The organism is Sporichthya polymorpha DSM 43042 (genome assembly GCF_000384115.1).
Taxonomy (GTDB): domain Bacteria; phylum Actinomycetota; class Actinomycetes; order Sporichthyales; family Sporichthyaceae; genus Sporichthya; species Sporichthya polymorpha.
Window position 1 is genome coordinate 26,618 of sequence record NZ_KB913029.1, and the last position, 22,590, is coordinate 49,207.

Below are 22,590 nucleotides of genomic sequence, written 5' to 3' on the forward strand. Positions count from 1 at the left end.
CTTCACAGCTGCGCTGGGTAACTTTGACGGCGTGACCGACACTCCCGCCTTCTCCACGTCCGGCGCCTGGGGCCACGGCCTCGCGACGATCCTCGAGTCCGACGGCCGGATCCTCGACACCTGGTACCCCGCGCCCGCGCTCGGCGCCCCGGACGACTCGGCGCCGCCGCCCGAGCTCGTCGCGCTCGCGGGCAAGGACGACCGCCGCGGTGTCCGGCTGGAGGTCGTGACGACCGTTCTCGGCTCGCTCGCCGACGCCCCCGTCGACGCGTCCGACGTCTACCTGCGCCTGCACCTGCTCTCGCACCGGCTCGTGCGACCGCACACCGTCAACCTCGAGGGGCAGTTCGGCCACCTGGCGAACGTCGTCTGGACGAACTACGGCCCCTGCGCCCCGGACGACTTCGAGACGACCCGGATGCGCCTGCGCGGCAACGGCCCGGTCCAGGTCTTCGGCGTCGACAAGTTCCCGCGGATGACGGACTACGTCGTCCCGTCCGGCGTCCGGATCGCCGACGCCGACCGGGTCCGCCTCGGCGCGCACCTCGCGCCCGGGACGACGGTCATGCACGAGGGTTTCGTGAACTTCAACGCCGGGACGCTCGGCACCTCGATGGTCGAGGGCCGGATCTCGGCCGGCGTGGTCGTCGAGGACGGCGCGGACATCGGCGGCGGCGCCTCGATCATGGGCACGCTCTCCGGCGGCGGGAAGACCGTCATCACCGTCGGCAAGGGCGCGCTGCTCGGCGCCAACTCCGGTCTCGGCATCCCCCTCGGCGACGGCAGCGTCGTCGAGGCGGGCTGCTACGTCACCGCGGGCACGAAGGTGACGCTCCCCGACGGCCGGGTCGTGGCCGCCCGGACGCTGGCGAACGAGCCCAACCTGCTGTTCCGGCGCAACAGCGTCACGGGCGCCGTGGAGGCGCTGGCGCGCACCGGCGAATGGGGCGGGCTGAACGCCGCCCTGCATGCCAACGACTAGGAGACGCAGCCCCGCCCGGACCTTCGTGGCGGTGACGGCGTCGCTCGTGCTGCTGACTGCGCTCGCGCTGGTCGCGATCCGGATCGCGGCCGACCGGATCGTGCTCCAGGAGGCGTGCACGGCCACGGCCGGCGGGGCGAAGGCGCGCGTCAGCATCGAGCAGGCCGAGAACGCGTCGATCATCGCCTCGGTCGCGGCGCGGCGGGGGCTGCCGGCGCGGGCGGCGACGATCGCGCTCGCGACCGCGCTGCAGGAGTCCGGGCTGCGGAACCTCGACTACGGCGACCGCGACTCTCTCGGGTTGTTCCAGCAGCGCCCGTCCCAGGGCTGGGGCACCGAGGCGCAGGTTCAGGACCCCGTCTACGCCGCCGGGAAGTTCTACGACGCGCTCGTGAAGATCCCCGACTACAAGACGATGAACATCAACGACGCCGCGCAGAAGGTGCAGCGCAGTGGCTTCCCCGAGGCCTACAACAAGCACGAGACGCGGGCCCGGGCGCTCGCCTCGACGCTGATGGGCTACTCCCCCGCCGCGTTCTCCTGCGCGATCCGGACCGGCGACGTCGGCGACGAGGAGCCGAACGGCCGGGGCCTGACGCCGCGGGCGCAGTCCGTCCTCGACGAGATCCAGAACGCCTTCGGCAACCAGTCGACCGGCGGGTACGCCGCGGGCGGGGTCACCGACGGGCACATGGAAGGGTCCGCGCACTACGACGGCCGGGCCGTCGACGTCTTCTACCGACCGGTCAACGCGACCGCCCGCCGCGACGGGTGGGCCACCGCGCAGTGGCTCGTCGCCCACGCCGACCGCCTGAACATCGCGACGGTCATCTACGACGGCCGGATCTGGACCGCCCGCCGCTCGATCCAGGGCTGGCGGGACTACACCCCGCCCGGCGGGGACACCGGCAACGCGACCCTGATGCACCGCGACCACGTCCACGTCGACGTCCGGTGACACGCCCGTAACGGCCCTGAGCAGCGCGGATGGGTGTGACTGGGGACATTCTTGCCAGGTTCACATGCTTGCCGTCACCATCGAGTGGATAAAGTCGAAAGTTGTTCACTGGTGCCGTTGCTGAGGAGTGACCGTGTCCAACGTTGAAGGACCCGCGGGCCCGGGCGACGGCACCCCGACCCCCGCCGAGGGCGCGGACGCGGCCAACACCGGCGGCCCCGGCACTCCGGCCGGCCCCGGCGGCCCCGCCGGCCCCGCCGGCCCCGGCAACAACGCGGGTGGCGACGGCGGCAGCGGCGACGGCGGTGAGAACGCGAACAGCAGCAACGCGCGCTGGGTCGTGGCCGCGGTGATCGCGATCGCCTGCCTCGCCGCGACGCTGTCGCTGATCGGCCGCATCGCCCAGGACGACGACGAGCCCACCACCGTCGCCGGGGAGGGCAGCCCGGTCGCGACTGTCGAGACCCCGTCGCCGACGCCGACCCCGTCCCCCACCCCGTCGCCGAGCCCGTCCCCCAGCGCCTCCCCCAGTTCCACCGCGACCCCGAGCGCGTCCGCGAGCGGCTCGACCAGCGGTTCGACCAGTGGGTCCGCGAGTGAGCCCTCGGACAGCACCGCCGCCCCGACCGCCGGCGCGGTCGCGGGTAGCACCTCGGGGTCGGCCTCGGCGTCCGGCTCGGCCGACGGCTCCGCGAGCACAGCCTCCGCGAGCACCGCCTCCGCGAGCACCGCCTCCGCGGACGAGACCGCCGCCCCGACCGCCTCGGCGAGCACCAGCGGCTCGACCAGCGGCTCCACCAGCGGCTCCGCCTCGACCGGTGGCGCCACCAGCGTCGACGCGGGCAGCGCCTCCGGCTCGGCGTCCGCGAGCACCGCCTCCGACGAGACCGCGAGCCCCAGCGCCTCCGCGACGTCCTCCCCGACCGCCGCGGCGGTCGACTCGGGCTCCGGCAGCGCGTCGGGCTCCAGCTCGGCCCCCGGGTCGGCGTCCGGGTCGGCGTCCGGGTCGGCGAGCACCGCCTCCGAGGACAGCACCGCGGCCCCGACGGCGAGCCCGGCGGCGAGCACGTCCGGCAGCTCCTCGGACAGCGCCTCCGACAGCGGGGCCGAGAGCTCCTCGGGTAGCGCGTCCGGCAGCGCGTCGACGGACTCGGACGTCGCGCCCGGCGCGGTGCCCACCGGGGCCCCCGCGACCGGTCTCGGCGGCACGGCGGATGGCGACAGCAACCTCCCGCTGGTCGCGGGCGGGCTGCTGGCGCTGATCACGGCGCTCGCGCTGTCGGTCGTCGTCCTCGAGCGACGTCGGGGCTGATCACGACCGGCGACACCAGCACGCAGGACGGCGCGGCGGGGGCCGACCCGGAGGGTCGGGACGAGCGCGCCGATCGCGTGACCCTGATCGCGCTCGCGGTCGCGGCCACGCTGGCCTGCGGCGGGCTGATGGCGATCGCGCTCGGCCACGGCCCGACGGAGGCGACCTCGTCCGCGCCGCGGCCCGGCCTGGTCTTCGACCAGCCCGTCGACTCGATCCCGGGCCCGGACGAGCCGCTGATCGCGCCGGCCTCGTTCGCCCCGGCGGCGACCGAGGTGGCGCCGCTGAGCCGGTCCGAGCCCACCCACCTGCGGATCTCGCGGGTCGGGATCGACACGGATCTGATCAGCCTGGGCCTGAACCCGGACCGCACGATCGAGGTCCCGCCGGACGACGCCGGCGCCCCGGCGGGCTGGTACCGCAACCTCGCGAGCCCGGGCGAGCCGGGCCCGGCGGTGATCCTCGGGCACCTCGACTCCCCGACCGACAAGGGCGTCTTCTTCAACCTCGGGGCGCTGCGGGAGGGCGACGTCGTCGTCGTCGACCGCAAGGACGGCAGCCGCGCCACCTTCACCGTCGACCTGGTCGCCGCGTTCTCCCGCGACGCCTTCCCGACCGCGGGCGTGTACGGCGCGACCGACCACCCGGCGCTGCGCCTGGTGACCTGCGGAGGCCGGTTCACGCGGGACGGGGGCTACGAGGACAGCGTCATCGTCTTCGCATCCCTGACCGACACGTACGTCCCGGTCCGGTCCTCCTGGTGGCGATGAGCCCGCGAAAGCCCGATTGAGGTCTATCGTCGACCGCATGGCCGATGGAACTGGCGAGAACGATGTTGACCCCGGTGGCGACACCGAGATGTTCCGCGCGTTCGTCGAGCGTTCGGAGACGTATCAGCCCCGCGCCAACTCGATGGCGCCGATCTACGTCGCCGTCGGCGCCATCGGCGTCGCGCTGCTGGCGTTCCTGCTGATCATCGCCCTGGGCTGAGCCGGTTCCACGGCAGCCGCTCAGCTGCGCAGGCGCTCCACGGCGGCCGCGATGCGCTCGTCGGTCGCGGTGAGCGCGACCCGGACGTGGGCGGCGCCGGCGGGTCCGTAGAAGTCCCCCGGTGCGACGAGGACGCCGCGCTCGGCGAGCCAGTCGACGGTGGTCCAGCAGTTCTCGCCGCGGGTGGACCACAGGTAGAGCCCCGCCTCGGAATGCTCGATCGTGAACCCGGCGCCCTCCAGGGCGGCGCGCAGGGCGGTCCGGCGGGCGGCGTAGCGCTCCCTCTGCTCGGCGACGTGGGCCGGGTCGGACAGGCCCGCGACCATCGCGGCCTGGACCGGGGCCGGGACGATCATCCCGGCGTGCTTGCGCACCTCCAGCAGGGCCGCGACCAGCGCCGCGTCCCCCGCCACGAAGGCGCCCCGGTAGCCGGCGAGGTTGGACCGCTTCGACATCGAGTGGACGACCAGCAGCCCCTCGTGGGACCCGCCGCAGATGTCGGGGTGCAGAACGGAGACCGGCTCGGCGTCCCAGCCGAACTCGGCATAGCACTCGTCGGAGGCGAGGACGACGCCCCGCTCCCGCGCCCAGGAGACCAGCTCGCGGAGCCGCTCCGGGCCCAGGACGCGGCCGGTGGGGTTCGCCGGGGAGTTGACCCAGAGCAGCCGCACGGGGCCCGTGGACTCGGCGTCGCCCAGGGTCTCGGGGTCCTCGGCCGTCACCGGTGTCGCGCCGGCCAGGCGGGCGCCGACGTCGTAGGTCGGGTACGCGAGCTCCGGGTGCGCGACGACGTCCCCGCGGCCGAGCCCGAGCAGCGTCGGCAGCCAGGCGACCAGCTCCTTGGACCCGATCGTCGGCAGCACGGCGGTCGAGGACAGGCCGACGACCCCGAACCGCTCGGTGAGGAACGTCGCAATCGTCTCGCGCAGGACCGGCGTGCCCGCGGTCAGCGGATACCCCGGAGCGTCAGCGGCCGCGCACAGCGCGTCCTGGACCACCGGGGGCGCCGGGTCCACCGGCGTGCCCACGGACAGGTCGATCAGGCCGCCGGGGGCACCGGCGGCCTTCTCCTTCGCCGGCTGGAGCCGGTCCCACGGGAAGTCCGGCAGGCGGGACGCGAGGCTCATCGACAGTCCTTGGCGGCTGGCGCCGCCAAGTCAGTGGTCGTGCTCCTGGGGGGGCATGGCGGCGACCATGGGGTGGTCCTTACCGGTGTTGCCGAGCTTGGCGGCGCCGCCGGGGGAACCCAGGTCGGAGAAGAACTCCCCGTTGGCCTTGTAGAAGTCCTTCCACTGATCCGGGGTGTCGTCCTCGTAGTAGATGGCCTCCACGGGGCACACCGGCTCACAGGCACCGCAGTCGACGCACTCGTCGGGGTGGATGTACATCATCCGGGCGCCCTCATAGATGCAGTCGACCGGGCACTCCTCGATGCAGGCCTTGTCCTTCAGGTCGACGCAGGGCTGCGCGATCACGTACGTCACGGGTGGGTCCTCCTCGAGCTTCCGCACCTAGTATCCAGCCAACGGCGCAGGGTCCAAATCAGGGGTTGACATTTGTCACCGAGCTTTGCCATCCGCTACGAGATGTCGATCACGGCGGCCGACGTCGGGTCACGCGTCTCGGTGCGCCGCAAGCTGCCCGACGGTGGCCTCGGCGACGTCCTCGGCGATCTTGAGTCCTGGTCCGGCGGGGTTCTGACTGTACGTCGCAAAAACGGGGACCTCGTCAGGGTGGCCGAGGTCGACCTCGTGGCGGGCAAGGTCGTCCCGGCGCGCCGGGTGATCGCCCGTCGGCACGACCTGGTCTCCGACGCGGACGTCGAGGCCGTCGCCGCGCTCGGCTGGCAGGGCCTGGAGACCGAGCGCCTCGGCGGGTGGCTGCTGCGCGCGGCCGGTGGCTGGACCGGACGGGCGAATTCCGCGCTCCCCCTCGGCGACCCCGGCCTCGACCCCGAGGCCGCGATCGACGCCGTCGTCGCCTGGTACACCGAGCGCGGGCTGACGCCGCAGTTCCAGGTGCCCGTCCCGCTCGCGGCGGACCTCGACGACCGGCTCGCGGCGCGCGGCTGGGACTGCCCGTACGGCGTCGGCGGCATCCACCTGATGACCGGGGACGTCGCGGCGATCTTGCAGGCCGCCGGCCCCGACCGCGACGATCTGCCGCCGGTGACACTGAGCGCCGCACCGTCGGCGGGCTGGCTCGGGGTCTACCGGTACCGGGAGGCGCCGCTGACGCCGGTCGCGATCGAGGTCCTGACCCGCGCGGCCGCGCCGGTGTTCGCCGAGGTCGTGCTCGACGGGGAGACGGTCGCCACCGGGCGGGGCGCGGTCGACGCCGGCTGGCTCGGCATCTTCGCGATGGAGACCACCGACGCCGCACGGCGACGCGGGCTGGCCCGCCATGTGATGCTGACTCTGATCCGGCACGCCCGCACTGCCGGGGCCCGGCACGTGTACCTGCAGGTGTCGGCCGACAACACGGGCGCGGTCGCGTTGTACCGCGGTCTGGGCCTGACGGTGCATCACCATTACCACTACCGCCGGGCACCCGGGCCGCGGACCGACGACGGAGAACAGTGCTGAGAGAACGGTGTCGAGGGAACGGTGTTGAGGGACGGTGTTGAAGGAGCAGTGGTGAGGGAGCAGCGGTGAGGGAGCAGCGGTGAGGGAGTCACGGGAGGAGTTCGCCGCGGTCGTCGCCGATCCGGCGGGATCCCTCGCGCGCGCCTGCCTGCTGATGGCGTGTGAGGCGGACGCCGACCTCGACGTCGACGCCGCACTGGGCCGACTCGACGCGCTCGCCGAGATCGTCGGCGCGGGCCTGCCCGGCGAGGCCCGACCCGCGGCGCTGGGTCGGCACCTGCGCGCCACCCTCGGCGGAGATGCCGGCTTCGCCGGTTCTCAGGCCGACTACGACGACCTGCGGTCCTCGCTGCTGAACGAGGTGCTCGTGCGCCGGCGAGGCCTGCCGATCCTGCTCTCGACGGTGTGGGTCGAGGTCGCCTCGCGCCTGGACGTCCCCGCCCACGGAGTCGGGCTGCCCGGGCACTTCGTCGTCGGCATCGGCGACCCCGAGCGCGCCGGCGAGCCGGCCGAGGGACCGGACGCGCCGTTCGTCCTCGTCGACCCGTTCGCGGGTGGGGCGCCGTTCCCGACCGCGTCGGCGTACGCCCTCCTCGGGCACGAGCCGACCGCCCGGGACCTGCGCCCGTGGGACACCCCGCGCACGATGCTGCGGATTCTCGCCAACGTCTCGACCTGGGCCCGGCGGGCCGACCGGCTCCGGACCCGGCTGTGGGCGCTGGAGCTGTCGCTGCTGGTCCCGGGCTGCCCCGCCGCGGTCCGCCGCGAGCACGGCGAGACCCTCGCCCGCGCCGGCGACTTCGCGGGCGCCGCCGACGAGCTCGAGGCGTACGCGATCCGCGTCGAGGAGGACCACCCCCTCGCCGCCAAGACGGCCCGTCAGGATGCCCGTGTCGCGCGGTCCCGACTGAACTGAGTGTCGATGCCGAACTCCACGAGCTCCCAGCCCGCGTTCCACCAGAAGAAGGTCCTGCGCGCGTGCGCGGAGATCCTCGACCGCATCGAGGCGAACCCGGCCTACGAGCGCACGTCCGGCCTGCTGGTCGAGGTCGGGGGCGAGGTGCGCTTCGCGGTGGACCGGCGCGGGCCGGCCGTCGCCGACGTCTTCTCGGTGACGAAGGCCGTGACCGCGACCCTCGTCGGGATCGCGCAGGCCGACGGCTTCGTCCCGGACCTCGACGCGCCGGCCAAGCCGAGTCCGCACACCTGGCGGCAACTGCTGACGATGACCCGCGGCAGCGAGACCGACGGGGCGTGGGAGCTCGACGCGGTGATGGCGCGGGCCGACAGCTGGCTCGAGCACTGGCTCGCGGCGCCGGCGGTCACCGACCCGGGCAAGAAGTTCCGCTACGACGACGGCGCGTACCACCTGCTCGGCGCCGCGCTGGCCGAGGCGACGCGCCGCCCACTGGCGGAGTACGCGGCCGAGCGCCTGTTCGGGCCGCTCGGAATCGAGGAGTGGGCCTGGCTGACCGACCCGGAAGGACTGCCGCTGGGGTTCGGGCACCTGCAGCTCGACCGGCCCGCGCTGGCCACGTTCGGGCGGCTGTGGCTCGACCAGGGTCGCCTCGACGGCCAGGAACTGCTCCCGGCCAAGTACGCCCGCGCAATGGCGACCGCGCACACGACCGGCGGCGCGCCCGAGTGGAAGGGCTACGGCTTCGGGCTCTGGGTCGACAAGTCGATGGGCTTCTTCGCGAGCGGCTGGGCGGGCCAGCACGTCCTGGTGCTGCCCGCGGCGGACGCCGTCATCGTGACGACCGGGTACGCCGCCTTCGACCCCGGCCCGCCCCCGACCGACGAGATGCCCGAGGGCTGGCGACCGGCGGTGAAGCTGGTCCGCGAGGTGCTCGTCCCCGTCCTGCTCGCAGGCGGGTCGTCGTGAGGATCTTCGACCCGTCGACCGGCGAGCTCCGCGAGGTGAAGCCCGCGCCGGCCCGGATCCTCCGCATCGCGGTCGGCGACGGCGTCCGCGTCGCGATCGTCGCCGACCTGCTCCGCCGGGTCGCCGAGCGGCAACGCTGGCAGACCGGCGTCGCCGGGTTCAGCTCGCTGACGGATCGTCAGTTGCTCTACGTCAACGTGCATCCGTTCCAGGACCCGGTCGAGCAGGCCGAGCTGGTCGTGCACGAGGTCGGCTCCGAGCCGCCGGTGCCGGGGCGGGCCGTGGTCGTCGGCGAGGTGGTGGCCGCCGAGGACGCGGTCGACGCGCTCGCCCTGCGGCTGGCCCTGCTGCGCCTCCCCTACCGCGAGCCGGCGATCCTCGACGCCGGCCTGCTGGCGAACGCGTACGACGACCTGAAGCGGTGGCGCGGGCTGGTCGCGGAGTGGGCCGAGCATCCGAGTGCGCCGATGGCCGGGGTCGACCCGGTCGTCGAGCGGGTCGAGGACGACCTCGACCTGCCCGGCGCGCTGGAGGCCCTGGAGGCGCTCGCCGCCGACGCGTCGATCTCCCCCGGCGCCCGGTTCGAGGCCTTCGCGCACCTGGACCGGTTGCTGGGCCTGGACCTGGCCTCCGAGGTCGGACGGCGTTGACCCTCCGGCTCGGGATCGCGGACCACCTCGGCTGGGCGGTCGCGGTCACGGCCGACGCCGAGCACGCGGTCGTCGACCGGCGCCGGATCGCCCTCGTCGACGAGGGCCTCTCCGAGGCGCCCATCCACTACGACCGCGGCGTGTCCTCCGACGCGGAGATCGCGGCGCTGATCGACCGCGTCCGCGCCTCGATCGCCCGCTGCGCCGCCGCGGCCTTCGACGACCTGCCGAGCGGCATCGTGTCGATCTCCCTGCGGGTCTGGCCGGCGGACTTCCCGACCGACCTCGCCGTCGCGCGCCAGGTCCCGTGGGAGGCCCGCGCCGACGCGGTGCGATACCGGCAGGTCCTCGCCGAGGTGGCGGGCGCCCGCGGCTGGGCGGTGCACCGCTACGACGCGAAGACCGCCGAAGCGCAGGCGTCCGCCCGCCTCGGCGCCCGCGCCGCCGACGTCCTCACCGGCCCCCGGGCCCGCCTCGGACCCCCGTGGACTCAGGACCACCGCGTCGCTCTCGCCGCCACCGTCCTCGCCGCCACCGTCCTCGCCGACTGACCCCCGCCGTCGGACCCGCCTGTGGAAAAGAAAGGGTGACACCCCTTACTGCGGAGTAAGGGGTGTCACCCTTTCTTGACACGGGGGCGGCCGGGTTCGGCCACCGGCGGCGGGCTCATCGGCGGTGTCTGGTCAGCCGCGGAGGGCCTCGGCCAGGCGGGCGACGGCCCAGTCGATCTCGTCGCCGGTGATGATCAGCGGCGGGGCGAGGCGGATCGTCGAGCCGTGGGTGTCCTTGGCGAGGACGCCGAGGTGCATCAGCCGCTCGCAGATCTGCCGGCCGGTGCCGACGGCGGGGTCGATGTCGATCCCGGCCCAGAGGCCGCGACCGCGGACGGCGGTGACACCCATCGACGTCAGTTCGCCGAGGCCGTCGTGCATGCGAGCGCCGTGGACGCGGGCCCGCTCCTGGAACTCGCCGGTCGTAAGCAGCCGGACGACGGCGCGGCCGACCGCACAGGCGAGCGGGTTGCCGCCGAATGTCGAGCCGTGCTGACCCGGCTTCAGAACACCGAGCACGTCGGCGTCCGCGACCACCGCGGAGACCGGCACGATGCCGCCGCCGAGGGCCTTGCCGAGCAGGTACATGTCCGGGACGACGTTCTCGTGGTCGCACGCGAACAGTGCACCCGTTCGGCCCAGCCCGGACTGGATCTCGTCGGCGACGAACAGGACCCCGCGCCGGGTGCAGATCTCGCGCACGGCGGTCAGGTAGCCCGCCGGCGGGACGAGGACCCCGGCCTCGCCCTGGATCGGCTCGATCAGCACCGCGACGGTGTTGTCGTCGATCGCGGACTCGATCGCCGCGGCGTCGCCGTAGGGCACGACGGTGAAGCCCGGGGTGAACGGGCCGAAGTTGTCGCGCGCGTCGGGGTCGGTCGAGAACGAGACGATCGTCGTCGTCCGGCCGTGGAAGTTGTCCGCGGCGACGAGAATGTTCGCGCGGTCGCGGGCGACGCCCTTGACCTCGTAGCCCCACTTGCGCGCGACCTTGATCGCGGTCTCGACGGCCTCGGCGCCGGTGTTCATCGGCAGGACCATCTGCTTGCCGGCGAGGTCACCGAGCTCGGCACAGAACTCGTAGAGCCCGTCGTGGTCGAACGCGCGGCTGGTCAGCGTGAGCCGGTCCAGCTGGTCGCGCGCCGCGGCGAGCAGCTCGGGGTGGCCGTGGCCGAAGTTCAGCGCCGAGTACGCCGCGAGGCAGTCCAGGTAGCGCTTGCCGTCGACGTCGGTCACCCAGGACCCGGCCGCCTCGCGCACCACGACCGGCAGCGGGTGGTAGTTGTGCGCGCAGCGGTCACGCAGGTCGGCGCGGTCCGCGGCGGCGGTGCGCGCAGCGGGAACGGTCATTCGGCACCTCCGAGCGCGCGGGGCGAGGTCATGAACGCAGTTCCAGGGTGCAGCACTTGGGACCTCCGCCGGACTTCTTGAACTCGGACAGCTCGACGGGCACGGGATCGTAGCCCCGCTCGCGCAGGGCCGCGGCGAACCGAACGCTCTCGACGGGGACGACGACGTGCTTGCCGTCGGAGACCGAGTTCATCGCGAACGTCGCGGCCTCGTCGGCGTCGACGGTGATCGCGTCCGGGAACATCCGGCGCAGGACCGCGTTGCTGCCCGGCGAGAACGCACCCGGGTAGTAGGCGATGTCGTGGTCGCCGAGGACGGCGATGGCGGTGTCGAGGTGGTAGTAGCTCGGGTCCACCAACTGCAGCGAGATCACCGGCTTGCCGAAGAACTCCTGCGCCTCGCCGTGCGCCATGCGCGAGGTGCGGAACCCGGTGCCGGCGAGGAGGACGGTGTCGAGGTCGAGGAAGTCGCCCTCGCCCTCGTTGACGGTGCTCGTCGAGCCGAAGTCGGAGAATCGCCCGGTCGCGCGCAGCCATTCCAGGTACGCGGGGCCCTCGGGCTGCCGCTCGGCGGCGAGGAAGCTCGCGCCCAGCACCTTGCCGTCGACGACGAGCGCGCCGTTCGCGGCGAAGACCATGTCCGGAAGACCCGGCACGCCCTCGAGAATGTCGACGGTGTGGCCGAGCGCGCGGTAGGCGTCGCGCAGGCCCTCCCACTGCCGCATCGCCAGGCCGGTGTCGACGGGCTCACCGTTCGGGTCCATCCACGGGTTGATCGCGTACGTGACCTCGAAGTGGGTCGGCCGGCACATCAGGTAGTGCCGCGGGCGCGCGACGCGGACGCCGGGCAGCGTGGTGACGGTGGCCGGGCTGGTCGAGGCGCCGGAGGCGGGAGCCGGGATCGCGGGAGTCCCGGTCACGTGAGGCATCGTCATACCTATGACGGTAGGAAGCGACGTCGCCCCCGTCAGGTCAAAGCGTTGCGCGTAAGCGTCGTTTCGTTGCGTTCTGGCGCAACGAATCGACGCGATGGATCACCGGCCCCCGTTATGTCCGAGTCGGTAACACGGCCGGAACTTTCCGCCGTCGCAGCGGGGTCAGCCGCGCCGGCCGGGACGCAACGGGGCAGGATCTTCCCCATGGCCCACATCGCGCTGTTCCACTCGATCCTCGGCGTCCGTCCCGGCGAGCTCGACGGTGCCCGCCGCCTCACCGAGGCCGGGCACGAGGTCCGTGTCGTCGACCAGTACGACGGTGAGGTCTTCGACGATTACGAGGACGCCACCGCGTTCGCCCGCACGGTCGGCTACCACGAGCTCATCGGCCGGGCCCTCGCCTCGACGCTCGACCTCCCCGACGGGTTTCTCGCGCTCGGGTTCTCCAACGGCGCCGTGATGGCGCAGTACGTCGCGCTCCAGCGGCCGGTCAGCGGCGTCGTGCTCGTCTCCACCGCCGTCGAGCTTGCCGAGATCGGCGGGAAGGCCTGGCCGTCCGAGGTCGCCGTCCAGCTCCACCACGCGATGGACGACCCGTGGAAGGAACCGCAGCAGATGATCGACTTCGTCGGCCAGGTCCAGCAGGCCGGCGCCGACATCGACGTCTTCGACTACCACGCCGGCGGCCACCTGTTCACCGACCCGTCCAAGGCCGACGAGTACGACGAGGCCGGCACCGAGCTGTTCTGGGAGCGGACCCTCGCCTTCTGCGCCGCCCGCTGACTCCTTCGACCGAAGTCGCGATGTCAAGAAAGGGTGACACCCCTTACTGCGCAGTAAGGGGTGTCACCCTTTTTTCACATCAGGGCGGTCAGGCGAGGCCGCTGCCCTCCGCGCGGCGGAGGAGGGACGACATCACAATCGCGGACCGGGTGCGGGTGACGAAGCGCTCGGCGGCGATCTGTTCCACCACCCGCTCGAGGTGCTTGATGTCCCGGGCGAGGACGTGGAGAAGGGCGTCGGCGTCGCCGGTGACGGTCGAGGCGGAGACGACCTCGGGGAACCGGGCGACGGCGGCGCGGATCTTCTCCGGGGACGTGCGGCCCTCGCAGTAGAGCTCGACGAAGGCCTCGGTCGTCCAGCCCAGCGCGGCGGGGTCGACGACGGCGGTGAAGCCGCGGATCGCCCCGGTCGACCGCAGCCGGTCCACGCGCCGCTTCACCGCGGGGGCGGACAGGCCGATCTCGGAGCCGATGTCGGCGTAGCTGGTGCGCGCGTCGGCCTGCAGCGCCGCGACGATCTGCGCGTCCAGCGGGTCGAGGTCCGGCACGCCAGCCTCCGGCTCAGTCGCGGCCGGAGTCGTCGTCGCCCGAACCGACGGGCAGCGGCGGGGCCGACGAGGTCGTCGTCGGGGTCGCGGACGGCGACGGTTCCGGCTTCGGCGTCGGGGTCGACTTCGGCGGCTTCGGTGTGCGGGACGGGCTCGGGTCGGGCGAGGAGCTCGAGCCCGGCGTCGGCGACTTGGTGCCCTTGCCCGGCTCGACGCAGACGATCTTGTCGGTCGGGAAGTAGTGGGTGTCGTAGGTCTCCCGCTTCACCTCCTCGCCGTCCTTTATGAAGACGCGCGTGATGGTGATGTCGAAGCCGTCGACCGGCGACTGCTCCTCGCAGTCCGGGTCCTCGGACTCGACCGTCTTCGGCGAGACGATGTTGCGCCGCGGCGAGGAGATCGACTCGATCTCGTCCCACACCTTGGTGCCCCACATCGAGACCTCGATGGAGCCGACCTTGTGCGTCGCCTGGATGTAGACGGGGTGGCCGGAGTCGTTCTGGAAGCGCAGGTCCTTCGAGCCCCACGCGACCGTCGCCTCGCGGCCGGCCGGGTACCGGCTGATGTAGAGGCTGTGCGGGTGGTGCTCGATGTCCTTGAGCCCCGCGAAGAACGCGGCGTTGTAGGTCGTCGTCGCGGACTGCGAGACACCGCCGCCGAGGTCCTCGATGAACTGGCCGTTCTTGATGATGTAGCCGCGGACGAAGCCGTTCTTGACGGTCCGTTCGCCGACGGTCTTGTTCAGGCTCCAGATCTCGTCGGGCATGACGATCGAGCCGTTGATCAGCTCGGCGGCCCGGCCGATGTTCGTGACGCGGTAGGCCGCGTACGGGTACTCGGTCTTGAAGCTGGAGAGCTTGTCCGAGATGCCGAGCGCCTCGGCGTCGGCGGTGCTGAACTCCGGCGCCTGCGTGCGCGCACCGGCGTCCACGGTGCGGGGCCCGTCGCCGATGAGGACGTCCGCGAGCTTGTCGCCGAGCACCCGCGCGTCGAGGACGATCCCCGCGCGGCTCGGGATGATCTCGACGGTCTCCTCTTCCTCGTCGAACCGGAACTTCGCGTCGCGCGGCGGACGGCCGAGGTCCTCGACCTCGTCCTCGAGGCTGTCGACCAGCCCCTCGGCGTCGACGACCAGGCGGAGCTCGCCGTCGGCGGGCTCGGTCGACAGGAACGGGCCGAACTCGGCGGGCGTCAGCTCGACGGCGTTCTTGGCGACGGTGATCGTCACCGGCCCCGACATGGCCTTGGCCCCGATGCCCGCGAGGGCGCGGTCGACGGCGGCCTGGTCGATCTCCGGCTGCACGTCGACGATCGCGGCCGCGACCTCGCTGTCCCCGGCGAGGAACGCGTCGGTCAGCGCGGCGGCGACGGCCTCGTCGTCCAGGCCGCGGCCGGGGACGGGCGCGATCGGCTTCGCGACGCCGGTGGAGAAGTCCAGCCCGCCCTCGACGAACCCGAGGCTGACCTCGTCGTTCATCTCCTCGACGGCCGTCTGCAGCGTCTCGGTGTTGACCGCCGGCACCGGGTCGACCTCCCGGCCGGCCCCGAAGAGGGTCTTGATCGCGCGGAACGGGGACGCCCAGCCCTCACGCGCCTTCTCGGCGGTGGCCTCGAGGTCGACGTCCAGGCCGAGCTCGCCGGTCGGCCGCGACAGTCGTTTGTCCCCGGCCACAACGGTCATCGCGTCCGGGAGCCGCTCGGGCAGCGCCACGGACAGGTGCATCCGGGCGTCCTCGACCGACTTCCCGCCGATCGGGATGCCGAGCACCTCGGTGTTGCGCGGGATGTTGCCGCCGGTCGTCGCCACCGCGACGCCGTACAGCAGCCCGACGGCAGCGACGGCCCCGCCGGCGACGATCCCGACACGCAGTGCGGTCCGGCGCCCGCCGGACCCACCGGCCGAGGAGACCGGGGTGGACTCGGTCACGAAACCTGCTCCCCTTGAAGGCGCGTGGCCACCAGCCCCGCCGAACGACAACGCCGACAAGTACACCAAACGCCCGCGGCGCGGGCGGCGGAACCGGGTACTCGCCGCGCCGGGATCACGCCGGCGGTGTCTCCGGGTCGGCGATCGAGGCAGGCGCCGGCAGCGTGGCGAACGGGACGGCGGACACGGCGGCGAGCGCGGTGACACCGCCGAACAGGTACAGATAGCCCGCGAGGTCGGCGGCGATGATCACATCGCCCTCCGGCCGCCCCGCGGTGAAGACGAGGACGCTGATCACCCAGCCCGCGGCGAGCATCCCGACCGCGAGGCGGCTGCGCGTGAGCATCCCCGCGCTGAGCGCGACCGCCCCGAGCACGACCAGCATGAACACGCACCCGAGCGGCCAGCGGACCCCGGCCGAGACCGTCCGCGCCTGGAGGAACGACCCGCCGGCCCCGACGAGGAACCCCAGCGCCACCAGTCCGGCCGCCGTCCCCAGCACCGCCGGGAGCGGCTGGGTCGCGTGCGGCGGGGCGACCTTCGCCGGGGCCTTGGCGGGAGCGGAGCGCCGCTTCGCCGCGGACGGCTTGGAGCTCACAGTCCCGCGAACAGGTCGGACTCGGGGCCGTCGGCCGGGGCGGGGACGGTGCCGCCGACGAGGCGGAAGCACTCGACACCCCAGATCTTCTGTCCGAGGTGGTTCGAGAGCGCGAAGAACGGGCCGTCGACGGTGATCTGGGTGGCGTGGGCGCGCATCGCGGCCATCTTGGCCTCGATGTACTCCTCGCCCTCGACGTAGCTGGTGACGAGCTCGTCGGGCACGCCCATGCCGAGGTCCTCGACCCGCTCGACGCCGTTGAAGAACTCGTTGTCCCCGGCCGCGCGGAGGGCGTCGATGCCGGACTGCAGGAACGAGAACGGGATCGCGTACCAGTAGATCTTCGCGACGGTCCACGCCGCGCCGAGGTCGGGCCGGAACGCGGAATCGGCGGCGAGCTCGGCGGCCCGCATCGTGACCCGGTGGGCCTGGATGTGGTCGGGGTGGCCGTAGCCGCCGTTCTCGTCGTAGGTCACGAGCACCTGGGGCCGGACCTCGCGGAGCACCTCGACCAGGTGCGCGGCGGCCTCGTCCAGCTCGGCCCGCCAGAAGCAGTTCTCGCGGTCGTTGGAGGCGACACCCATCATCCCGGAGTCCCGGTACCGGCCGGGGCCGCCGAGAAACCGGAAGTCGGTGACGCCGAGGGCCGCCATCGCGTCCGCGAGCTCGGAGATGCGGTGCGGCCCGAGGGCGTCGTCGGCGTCGGCGGCGAGGTGGGCGAGCTCGGGGACGAGGACCTCGCCCTCCTCCCCCAACGTGCAGGTCACGAGCGTGACGTGGACGCCCTCGGCGGCGTACTTGGCCATCACGATCCCGCTGTTGATCACCTCGTCGTCCGGGTGGGCGTGGACGAGGACGATCCGGCGGTCGGCGGTCGGGGCGGGCATGGGCGGAATCTAGTCGACCCACCTGACGGGGCCGGTGCGGCTGCCCGCGGCGCAGACCCTCCGGACGATGGGCCCGGTGCCGCGGACGTATTGCTCGGGTATCGGGGGGAACGTACCGTTTAGGTAATCCTCAGTTTCGGAGTCGTCCCATGTCGCGGTTGGCCGTCCGTTCGCTGTTCGCGGGGGTCCTCGCGGGCGCCCTGTCGCTGCCGCTCGCCGCGCCGGCCGCCGCGGCGCCCGCCGGCTCGCCCCTCGGCGCCGAGACCACGCTCGTGACCAGCGGGCTCGCGTTCGGCGGCTTCACCTACCCGCTGGCGAGTGGCAAGCAGGTCACGATCGAGCGCCACGTCCTGGACCCGGGCGAGATCGTGCGCTGGGACGGCGAGGGTACGACGGTCGCGATCAACCAGAGCGGCCCGCTGCAGCACTTCCCGTCGTGCCGGAGCACGCAGCTCTGGCGCGCCTTCCCCGCCTACTACACCGTGCGCTCCGAGCAGCTGGGCACGGTCAAGGGCGTGACCGTCAACCAGGGCAAGGTGCCGGTCGTGCTGTTCACGATCACCTCCGAGGTGGTCGGCGCCGTGCAGAACGAGAGCCAGATCCACCGGCACTCGGGCGACGAGATCCCGGAGATCGGCGACGTCGGCGAGAACACCGACGGCGCGCCCGTCGACCCGGTCGTCCCCGCCAACGGCTGCCCGGACGGCACGCTCGCGCAGACCGAGACGCTGGCCGAGGGCGCCTTCACCGGCACCCCGCCGCAGCTGGACCTGGTCGACCACAACCAGATCGCGATCTACCGGCACCGCGTTCCCGCCGGGTACAACAGCGGATTCTTCTCGCCGTACGACGTCACGTTCGCGATCCCGGTCGCCGGCGAGATCACGACCCAGCACGAGTGCACCGACGCCACGGTCCGGCGGCCCGGGCAGGCGTTCGCCCTCGATCCGCACGTGCTGGTCCGCACCGCGGAGGCCGCGGAGTACGTGACGGTGGCCTGGAACATCCAGAACGGGTTCCCGGTCGACCGACCGCTCTACGTGCCCGAACTGCCGCCCACCGACTGCCCGGACGCGGTGCTCCAGTAGCCGCACCGTCGACCGCGGACGTCTTGTCCGGGTTCGGGACGGAACGTACCGTCGAAGGAATCCTCAGCTTTTGGGAGTTGTTGCATGCGCCGATCCGTCCTCGCCCCGCTCCTCGCGGGTGCCCTGGCCCTGTCGGTGACCGCACCCGCGGCGGCGGAGGAGGCCATGCCGATCGGCGGCGTGAACGTCGTCATCGGCGGCGTCGCGTTCGGTGACTTCACCTACCCGGTCGAGGCCGGGAAGCGGGTCACCGTGCAGCGGCACGTCCTGGACCCCGGCGAGATCCTCACGTGGAAGGGCCCCTCGACCGTCGTCGCGATGCACGGCAACGAGGACGGGCTCCTGCAGAACTACCCGAACTGCAACTCGGTCCAGAACTGGCGGCCGTACCCCGCGTACTACGTCGCGCGGTCGAAGGACGCGGGCACGCTGCGCGGCGTCACGCACAACCCGTCGTCGGTGGCGATCGAGTTCTACACGGTCAAGTCCGAGGCGCTCGGTGTCCCGCAGAGCGACGGCCAGCTGCACCGCGAGCCGACGACCCCGCAGGCCGGCGACATCCTCGCCGGCGAGGAGCCGAACCCCGGCGGCATCGGCGACCCGGTCACCGCGGCCAACGGGTGCCCCATCGGGGTGGAGGGCGAGACGACCGAGCTCGCGTCCGCGGTCATGGACTCCTCGGCCGGCATCGACCTCACCGACCACACGCAGATCGTCGTGTACCGCCACCAGGTCCCGGCCGGGTACTCCAGCGGCTGGCACTCCCCGTACTGGCCGACGCTGGTGATTCCGGTCGCCGGGCAGCTCGACGTCGCCCGCGGGTGCACCGACACCAGCGCCTACCCGGTGGGCAAGGGCTTCCGCGCCGACGGCCCGGTGCTGGTCCGCAGCGCCGGCGAGGCGGAGTACCTCTCGATCACCTGGAACATCCAGAACGGCTTCCCGATCGACCTGCCGTTCTACCTGCCCGAGCCGCCCCCGACGAGCTGCCCGGAGACCGCGCTCCCGCTCTGACGAATATCCTGACGGGTAGTCAGATCCCTGGTTCCGTCTCGCGGGCGCCGTCGAGCGCGGCCTGCCCGCCCGCGGTGACCCGACCGTCCTCGACGCGGATCACGCGCGGATAGCGGGCCGCGGTGACGGGCCGGTGCGCGATCACGATCAGCGTCCGGCCGGCGCCGAGGCGACCGAGGGCCGCGGAGACGAGCGCGTCGGTCGCGGGATCGATGTCGGCGGTCGCCTCGTCGAGGACGAGGACGTCGGGGTCGGCGAGGGCCGCGCGGACGAGGCCGACGAGCTGGCGCTCTCCCGCGGACAGATTGCCGCCGGCCGGGTCGACCGGGGTCGCGAGCCCGGCGGGCAGCCGCGCCCACCAGGCCTCCAGGCCGGCGGCGCGCACGGCCGCCTCGAGCGCGGCGTCGGTGTGCTCGCCGGGCACCAGGCGCAGGTTGTCGGCCAGCGTCCCCGCGACCAGGAACGCGTCCTGGGGCAGGAAGACCGCGGGCCCGCTGCGGCACTCGCCCGAGTCCGGCGTCAGCAGCCCGGCGGCGAGCTTTGCGACCGTGGACTTGCCCGCGCCGGTCGGGCCGACCAGCGCAACGTGCTCACCGGCCGCGATGCGCAGGCTGACCTCGTGCAGCACCGGACGGCCCGGGACGTAGCCGAAGGAGACGCGAGCGAGCTCCACGCCGCCGCCGGGTGGTGGGGTCCGTTCCGCGGCGCGCGGCGGCGGGGCCGCGTCGACCAGATCGAGCACGCGGACCAGGCGGACCCGCGCCTCGATCGCCTCGCCGACGAGCCAGGCAAAACTGGAAAGCGGGTCGAACATCTGACGCAGCGCCAGGGCGACGGTGGCGACCGCCCCGACCCGGATGACGCCCTCGGCGGCGAGCAGGCCGCCGACGCCGACGACGGCCGCGACCGCGATCAGGTGGCTCAGCTGGTCCGCGACGAGCTTGTTCTCCGCCCGCAGGGCCTGGTCGTTGGCCTCAAGCATCTCGGCGTCGGGGCCGGCCCCGCGCGCCAGCGCCGCGGCGCGCGCGCCGGAGGCCTGGACGTCCTCGCGGGCCCGCACGAGGTCGGCGACGACGGCCGTCACCGACGACTGGCCGACGGCGTAGCGGGCGTAGGCCGAGGTCGAGTCACGGTGGAACGCCCGCATCGCGACCACGAGGATCGGGACGACGGAGAGCGCGACCAGCGTGAGCTGCCAGGAGGTGACGACCAGGACGACGAGCGTGACCGCGAGCAGCAGGAACACGTGGAGCAGCTGCCGCAGCCCGTCGCGCACGAACCGCGACAGGGCGGCGACGTCGGTGGTCGCGCGGGCGATCAGGTCGCCGGCGCGGTGAGCGTCGAAGAACCCGAGCGGCTGGGCGAGCAGAGCCCGGGTGACCCGGGTGCGGAGGTCGAGCAGGACCCGCTCCCCCGCGGCGGCGGTCAGCAGCAGGCTCGCCCGCTCGGCGGCGAACCCGACCAGGGCCAGGACGGCGAACGCGATCGCGACGGCGCGGAGGCGGTCGCGGTCGCCGTCGACCACCGCGTCGACGGCGAGACCCGCCAGGACGGGGACCGCCAGTTCGGTGACCGCCGCGAACAGCCCGACGACCGCGGCCGCGAGCAACCACCACCGGTGCGGGGCGAGCACGCCCCGGGCCCGCCGCAGCGCGCCGCGGACGTCCGGCTCGGCGGGCAGGGTCTCCGGCCCGGTCATCGCGCCACCAGGTCGAGGACGGCCGCCCCGAGCCCACCGTCGGCGAGCACCTCGGCGGACGGGCCGGCGGCGAGGACACGGCCCTCGCCGAGGACGACCAGGCGGTCCATCGCGCGGGCGGTGGCGAGCCGGTGGGTGGCGCAGAGGACGGTCGCGCCCGGGTGGTCGGCGCGCAGACGCGTGAGCACCACGGCCTCGGTGGCGGGGTCGAGCGCGGACGTCGGGTCGTCGAGGACGAGGACCGGCGGGCCGCCGAGGAGCGCGCGGGCCAGCGCGACCCGCTGCCGCTGCCCGCCCGACAGGGTCCCGCCGCCGGCGCCGACCGCCCCGTCCAGGCCGAGCTGGTCGAGGACGTCGTCGGCCACGGCCGTGCGGAGGGCGGCTCGCAGCTCCGCGTCGTCGGCATCGGGTGCGGCCAGGCGCAGGTTCTCGGCCAGCGTTCCGGCGAGCAGCGCCGGCGACTGCCCGAGGTAGCCGACGTGGGCCAAGCGGTCGACGCGGGCGAGGTGATCGACGCGGACGCCGTCGAGGAGCACCTGGCCGGCGGCCGGGTCGGCGAGGCGCGGCAGCAGGCGGAGCAGGCTGGACTTGCCCGCGCCTGTCGTCCCGAGCACGCCCACCCACTCGCCCGCGGCAACGTCGAGGTCGATCCCGTGGAGCACCTCGCGGCCGCCGCGGTGGACGTGCACGGCGGCGAACCGGACCCCGCCCCCGCGCGGCGCGGGGGCGGGCGTCGCCGGCTCCGGCGCCGCCGCCGGGGCGTCCAGCACCTCGAGCAACCGGTCGGCGGCCGCCATCGCCTGACCGCGGTCGATCATGCGGCTCGTCAGCGTCTCGGTGGCGTCGACCAGCAGCGCCATCCAGCCGATGAACGCGAGCAACTGACCCGGCGCCAGATCACCGGACAGCGCGGCGTCCCCGATCAGCCAGACGCCGGCGGCGATGGCCAGGCCGGGCACGAGGGCGGCGGTGGAGACCCAGGCGGCCTCGACGCGCTCGCGGCGCATCGCGGTGGCGCGCAGCTCGTCGGACGCGCGACCGATTCGCGCGGCGAGGACCGACTCCCCGCCGAGCCCCTTCACGGCCGTGACGCCGGTGATGAGCTCGCTGACCGTCCCGGTGAAGGCCCCGGTGGCCTCGGCGAACTCGGCGGACGCCCGGTGCTGACCGCGGACGTGACGAACCGTCAGCAGAACGGTGAGCGGAACCGCAGCCGCCCCCACCGCGGCCGGGCCGGCACCAAGGACGAGCAGCGCGACCCCGACGGCGATCAGCGTGAAGCTCGCCGTCACCAGCGTCGCGATGCCACGGACCCAGTCGTCGAGGGTGTCGACGTCGGCGGTGGCCCGCGCGATGAGTTGGCCCTCGCCGAGCCGACCCGCCGTGTCGGCGTCGAGGTCGACGACGTGCGCCAGCAGGCGGCGCCGCATCCAGACCGCGCCGCGGATCCCGGCGCGGTCGATCCACCAGTGCCGGCCGGCCGCGGCGACCGCGCGCAGGACGCCGAGCCCGAGCAGCACCCCGCACCAGAGCCCCAGCGCCGCCCGGTCGTCGGGCAGCACGCCGTCGTCGATCGCGCGAGCGATCGCGTAGGGGACGGCGATGCCGGCCGCCTGCCAGAGAAGGCCGACCACGAGCGCGAGACCCAGCGGCCGGCGCACGGCCCGCAGGATCGAACGGAGAAGTGCGCGACCGGTCAGCGGATCCTCGCGGGCTCGGGAGCTGGGGAGCTGGGAAGCTAGGGAGCGCCCCGATCCTCGCTCACCCGAGCGGTCCGCTGCGCGGGGACACGATCGGGAGTCCGGTCGGCCCGGTCAACGTCTTTTCCGGCGGCTGAACCGGCGGCCGAA

Annotated in this window: 24 protein-coding genes; 13 read left to right on the top strand and 11 right to left on the bottom strand. The window is 73.5% G+C overall.

The window, feature by feature from the left end:
• The first annotated feature begins 31 nt into the window (after positions 1–31).
• Both dapD and SPOPO_RS35810 read left to right on the top strand, forming a co-directional pair.
• The gene (gene dapD / locus SPOPO_RS0100130; protein WP_019872756.1) at positions 32–982 is read left to right on the top strand and encodes a 2,3,4,5-tetrahydropyridine-2,6-dicarboxylate N-succinyltransferase; all 951 of its coding nucleotides are present in this window, start codon (positions 32–34) and stop codon (positions 980–982) included.
• 25 nt (positions 983–1,007) lie between these two features.
• The gene (locus SPOPO_RS35810; protein WP_019872757.1) at positions 1,008–1,940 is read left to right on the top strand and encodes a VldE C-terminal domain-containing protein; all 933 of its coding nucleotides are present in this window, start codon (positions 1,008–1,010) and stop codon (positions 1,938–1,940) included.
• 105 nt (positions 1,941–2,045) lie between these two features.
• On the opposite strand, the gene SPOPO_RS0100140 is transcribed toward SPOPO_RS35810, so the two are convergent.
• The gene (locus SPOPO_RS0100140) at positions 2,046–3,119 is read right to left on the bottom strand and encodes a hypothetical protein (RefSeq protein WP_019872758.1); all 1,074 of its coding nucleotides are present in this window, start codon (positions 3,117–3,119) and stop codon (positions 2,046–2,048) included.
• Between SPOPO_RS0100140 and SPOPO_RS34045 the strand changes: the two genes are divergently transcribed.
• From SPOPO_RS34045 to SPOPO_RS26565, 3 genes are all read left to right on the top strand, one after another.
• On the top strand, positions 3,112–3,252 hold the full coding sequence (locus SPOPO_RS34045) for a hypothetical protein (protein ID WP_156869406.1): 141 nt from the start codon (positions 3,112–3,114) through the stop codon (positions 3,250–3,252). The genes SPOPO_RS0100140 and SPOPO_RS34045 overlap by 8 nt on opposite strands.
• Positions 3,253–3,329: 77 nt before the next feature.
• On the top strand, positions 3,330–4,022 hold the full coding sequence (locus tag SPOPO_RS26560; RefSeq protein WP_019872759.1) for a class F sortase: 693 nt from the start codon (positions 3,330–3,332) through the stop codon (positions 4,020–4,022).
• A 37-nt stretch (positions 4,023–4,059) separates the two neighbouring features.
• Positions 4,060–4,242, top strand: a complete 183-nt coding sequence (locus SPOPO_RS26565) for a hypothetical protein (protein WP_033384839.1) — start codon at positions 4,060–4,062, stop codon at positions 4,240–4,242.
• 20 nt (positions 4,243–4,262) lie between these two features.
• Here the strand turns inward: SPOPO_RS26565 and dapC are convergent, their stop codons facing one another.
• On the bottom strand, positions 4,263–5,369 hold the full coding sequence (gene dapC, locus SPOPO_RS0100155; protein WP_019872761.1) for a succinyldiaminopimelate transaminase: 1,107 nt from the start codon (positions 5,367–5,369) through the stop codon (positions 4,263–4,265).
• Positions 5,370–5,399: 30 nt separating this feature from the next.
• Positions 5,400–5,726, bottom strand: a complete 327-nt coding sequence (gene fdxA / locus SPOPO_RS0100160) for a ferredoxin (protein ID WP_028984380.1) — start codon at positions 5,724–5,726, stop codon at positions 5,400–5,402.
• Positions 5,727–5,828: 102 nt separating this feature from the next.
• On the opposite strand from fdxA, the gene SPOPO_RS0100165 reads away from it, so the two are divergent.
• From SPOPO_RS0100165 to SPOPO_RS0100185, 5 genes are all read left to right on the top strand, one after another.
• Positions 5,829–6,827, top strand: a complete 999-nt coding sequence (locus tag SPOPO_RS0100165) for a GNAT family N-acetyltransferase (RefSeq protein WP_019872763.1) — start codon at positions 5,829–5,831, stop codon at positions 6,825–6,827.
• 79 nt (positions 6,828–6,906) lie between these two features.
• Positions 6,907–7,743, top strand: a complete 837-nt coding sequence (locus SPOPO_RS26570; RefSeq protein WP_019872764.1) for a transglutaminase family protein — start codon at positions 6,907–6,909, stop codon at positions 7,741–7,743.
• Positions 7,744–7,749: 6 nt separating this feature from the next.
• Positions 7,750–8,712 carry a serine hydrolase domain-containing protein gene (locus SPOPO_RS0100175; protein ID WP_156869408.1) on the top strand — a complete coding sequence of 321 codons (963 nt, stop codon included), beginning with the start codon at positions 7,750–7,752 and terminating at the stop codon, positions 8,710–8,712.
• Positions 8,709–9,362 (top strand): hypothetical protein, encoded by a 654-nt coding sequence (locus tag SPOPO_RS32090; RefSeq protein WP_019872766.1) that lies wholly within the window; start codon positions 8,709–8,711, stop codon positions 9,360–9,362. Before SPOPO_RS0100175 ends, SPOPO_RS32090 begins: the two co-directional genes overlap by 4 nt.
• Positions 9,359–9,913 (top strand): hypothetical protein, encoded by a 555-nt coding sequence (locus SPOPO_RS0100185; protein WP_019872767.1) that lies wholly within the window; start codon positions 9,359–9,361, stop codon positions 9,911–9,913. Before SPOPO_RS32090 ends, SPOPO_RS0100185 begins: the two co-directional genes overlap by 4 nt.
• A gap of 132 nt (positions 9,914–10,045) precedes the next feature.
• Here SPOPO_RS0100185 and rocD read toward each other — a convergent pair whose 3' ends face one another.
• Both rocD and ddaH read right to left on the bottom strand, forming a co-directional pair.
• A complete protein-coding gene (gene rocD, locus SPOPO_RS0100190; RefSeq protein WP_019872768.1) occupies positions 10,046–11,263 on the bottom strand; it encodes an ornithine--oxo-acid transaminase in 1,218 nt (405 codons plus the stop codon).
• Positions 11,264–11,291: 28 nt separating this feature from the next.
• On the bottom strand, positions 11,292–12,191 hold the full coding sequence (gene ddaH, locus SPOPO_RS0100195) for a dimethylargininase (RefSeq protein WP_084671587.1): 900 nt from the start codon (positions 12,189–12,191) through the stop codon (positions 11,292–11,294).
• 210 nt (positions 12,192–12,401) lie between these two features.
• On the opposite strand from ddaH, the gene SPOPO_RS0100200 reads away from it, so the two are divergent.
• Positions 12,402–12,980, top strand: a complete 579-nt coding sequence (locus SPOPO_RS0100200) for a dienelactone hydrolase family protein (protein ID WP_019872770.1) — start codon at positions 12,402–12,404, stop codon at positions 12,978–12,980.
• 88 nt (positions 12,981–13,068) lie between these two features.
• Here the strand turns inward: SPOPO_RS0100200 and SPOPO_RS0100205 are convergent, their stop codons facing one another.
• The 4 genes from SPOPO_RS0100205 to mshB all read right to left on the bottom strand — a co-directional run bounded on the left by SPOPO_RS0100205 (position 13,069) and on the right by mshB (position 16,939).
• Positions 13,069–13,527: an Lrp/AsnC family transcriptional regulator gene (locus tag SPOPO_RS0100205; protein ID WP_019872771.1), complete on the bottom strand. Its 459-nt coding sequence runs from the start codon at positions 13,525–13,527 to the stop codon at positions 13,069–13,071.
• Positions 13,528–13,540: 13 nt separating this feature from the next.
• The gene (locus SPOPO_RS26580) at positions 13,541–15,454 is read right to left on the bottom strand and encodes a VanW family protein (protein WP_019872772.1); all 1,914 of its coding nucleotides are present in this window, start codon (positions 15,452–15,454) and stop codon (positions 13,541–13,543) included.
• A 115-nt stretch (positions 15,455–15,569) separates the two neighbouring features.
• A complete protein-coding gene (locus tag SPOPO_RS32095) occupies positions 15,570–16,052 on the bottom strand; it encodes a DUF6113 family protein (RefSeq protein ID WP_019872773.1) in 483 nt (160 codons plus the stop codon).
• Complete coding sequence (gene mshB, locus SPOPO_RS0100220; protein WP_019872774.1) at positions 16,049–16,939, bottom strand: N-acetyl-1-D-myo-inositol-2-amino-2-deoxy-alpha-D-glucopyranoside deacetylase; 891 nt, start codon at positions 16,937–16,939, stop codon at positions 16,049–16,051. The genes SPOPO_RS32095 and mshB overlap by 4 nt, the downstream gene beginning before the upstream one ends.
• A 149-nt stretch (positions 16,940–17,088) precedes the next feature.
• On the opposite strand from mshB, the gene SPOPO_RS0100225 reads away from it, so the two are divergent.
• Both SPOPO_RS0100225 and SPOPO_RS0100230 read left to right on the top strand, forming a co-directional pair.
• Entirely contained in the window at positions 17,089–18,027 is a 939-nt protein-coding gene (locus SPOPO_RS0100225) for a hypothetical protein (protein WP_019872775.1), read from the top strand.
• An 84-nt stretch (positions 18,028–18,111) separates the two neighbouring features.
• Positions 18,112–19,041 carry a hypothetical protein gene (locus SPOPO_RS0100230; protein WP_019872776.1) on the top strand — a complete coding sequence of 310 codons (930 nt, stop codon included), beginning with the start codon at positions 18,112–18,114 and terminating at the stop codon, positions 19,039–19,041.
• A gap of 19 nt (positions 19,042–19,060) precedes the next feature.
• On the opposite strand, the gene SPOPO_RS26590 is transcribed toward SPOPO_RS0100230, so the two are convergent.
• Positions 19,061–20,740 (bottom strand): ABC transporter ATP-binding protein, encoded by a 1,680-nt coding sequence (locus tag SPOPO_RS26590; RefSeq protein ID WP_019872777.1) that lies wholly within the window; start codon positions 20,738–20,740, stop codon positions 19,061–19,063.
• Positions 20,737–22,401, bottom strand: a complete 1,665-nt coding sequence (locus SPOPO_RS26595; protein ID WP_019872778.1) for an ABC transporter ATP-binding protein — start codon at positions 22,399–22,401, stop codon at positions 20,737–20,739. Before SPOPO_RS26595 ends, SPOPO_RS26590 begins: the two co-directional genes overlap by 4 nt.
• Positions 22,402–22,590: the final 189 nt, after the last annotated feature.

Excerpts from the sequence above, each read along its gene's own strand:
- SPOPO_RS0100230 (WP_019872776.1), top strand. The coding sequence starts at position 18,112 with ATGCGCCGATCCGTCCTCGCCCCGCTCCTCGCGGGTGCCCTGGCCCTG.
- SPOPO_RS26590 (WP_019872777.1), bottom strand. The coding sequence starts at position 20,740 with ATGACCGGGCCGGAGACCCTGCCCGCCGAGCCGGACGTCCGCGGCGCG.
- SPOPO_RS0100175 (WP_156869408.1), top strand. The coding sequence starts at position 7,750 with ATGCCGAACTCCACGAGCTCCCAGCCCGCGTTCCACCAGAAGAAGGTC.
- mshB (WP_019872774.1), bottom strand. The coding sequence starts at position 16,939 with ATGCCCGCCCCGACCGCCGACCGCCGGATCGTCCTCGTCCACGCCCAC.
- dapC (WP_019872761.1), bottom strand. The coding sequence starts at position 5,369 with ATGAGCCTCGCGTCCCGCCTGCCGGACTTCCCGTGGGACCGGCTCCAG.
- SPOPO_RS0100200 (WP_019872770.1), top strand. The coding sequence starts at position 12,402 with ATGGCCCACATCGCGCTGTTCCACTCGATCCTCGGCGTCCGTCCCGGC.
- SPOPO_RS0100165 (WP_019872763.1), top strand. The coding sequence starts at position 5,829 with ATGTCGATCACGGCGGCCGACGTCGGGTCACGCGTCTCGGTGCGCCGC.
- SPOPO_RS0100225 (WP_019872775.1), top strand. The coding sequence starts at position 17,089 with ATGTCGCGGTTGGCCGTCCGTTCGCTGTTCGCGGGGGTCCTCGCGGGC.
- rocD (WP_019872768.1), bottom strand. The coding sequence starts at position 11,263 with ATGACCGTTCCCGCTGCGCGCACCGCCGCCGCGGACCGCGCCGACCTG.
- ddaH (WP_084671587.1), bottom strand. The coding sequence starts at position 12,191 with ATGCCTCACGTGACCGGGACTCCCGCGATCCCGGCTCCCGCCTCCGGC.
- SPOPO_RS26565 (WP_033384839.1), top strand. The coding sequence starts at position 4,060 with ATGGCCGATGGAACTGGCGAGAACGATGTTGACCCCGGTGGCGACACC.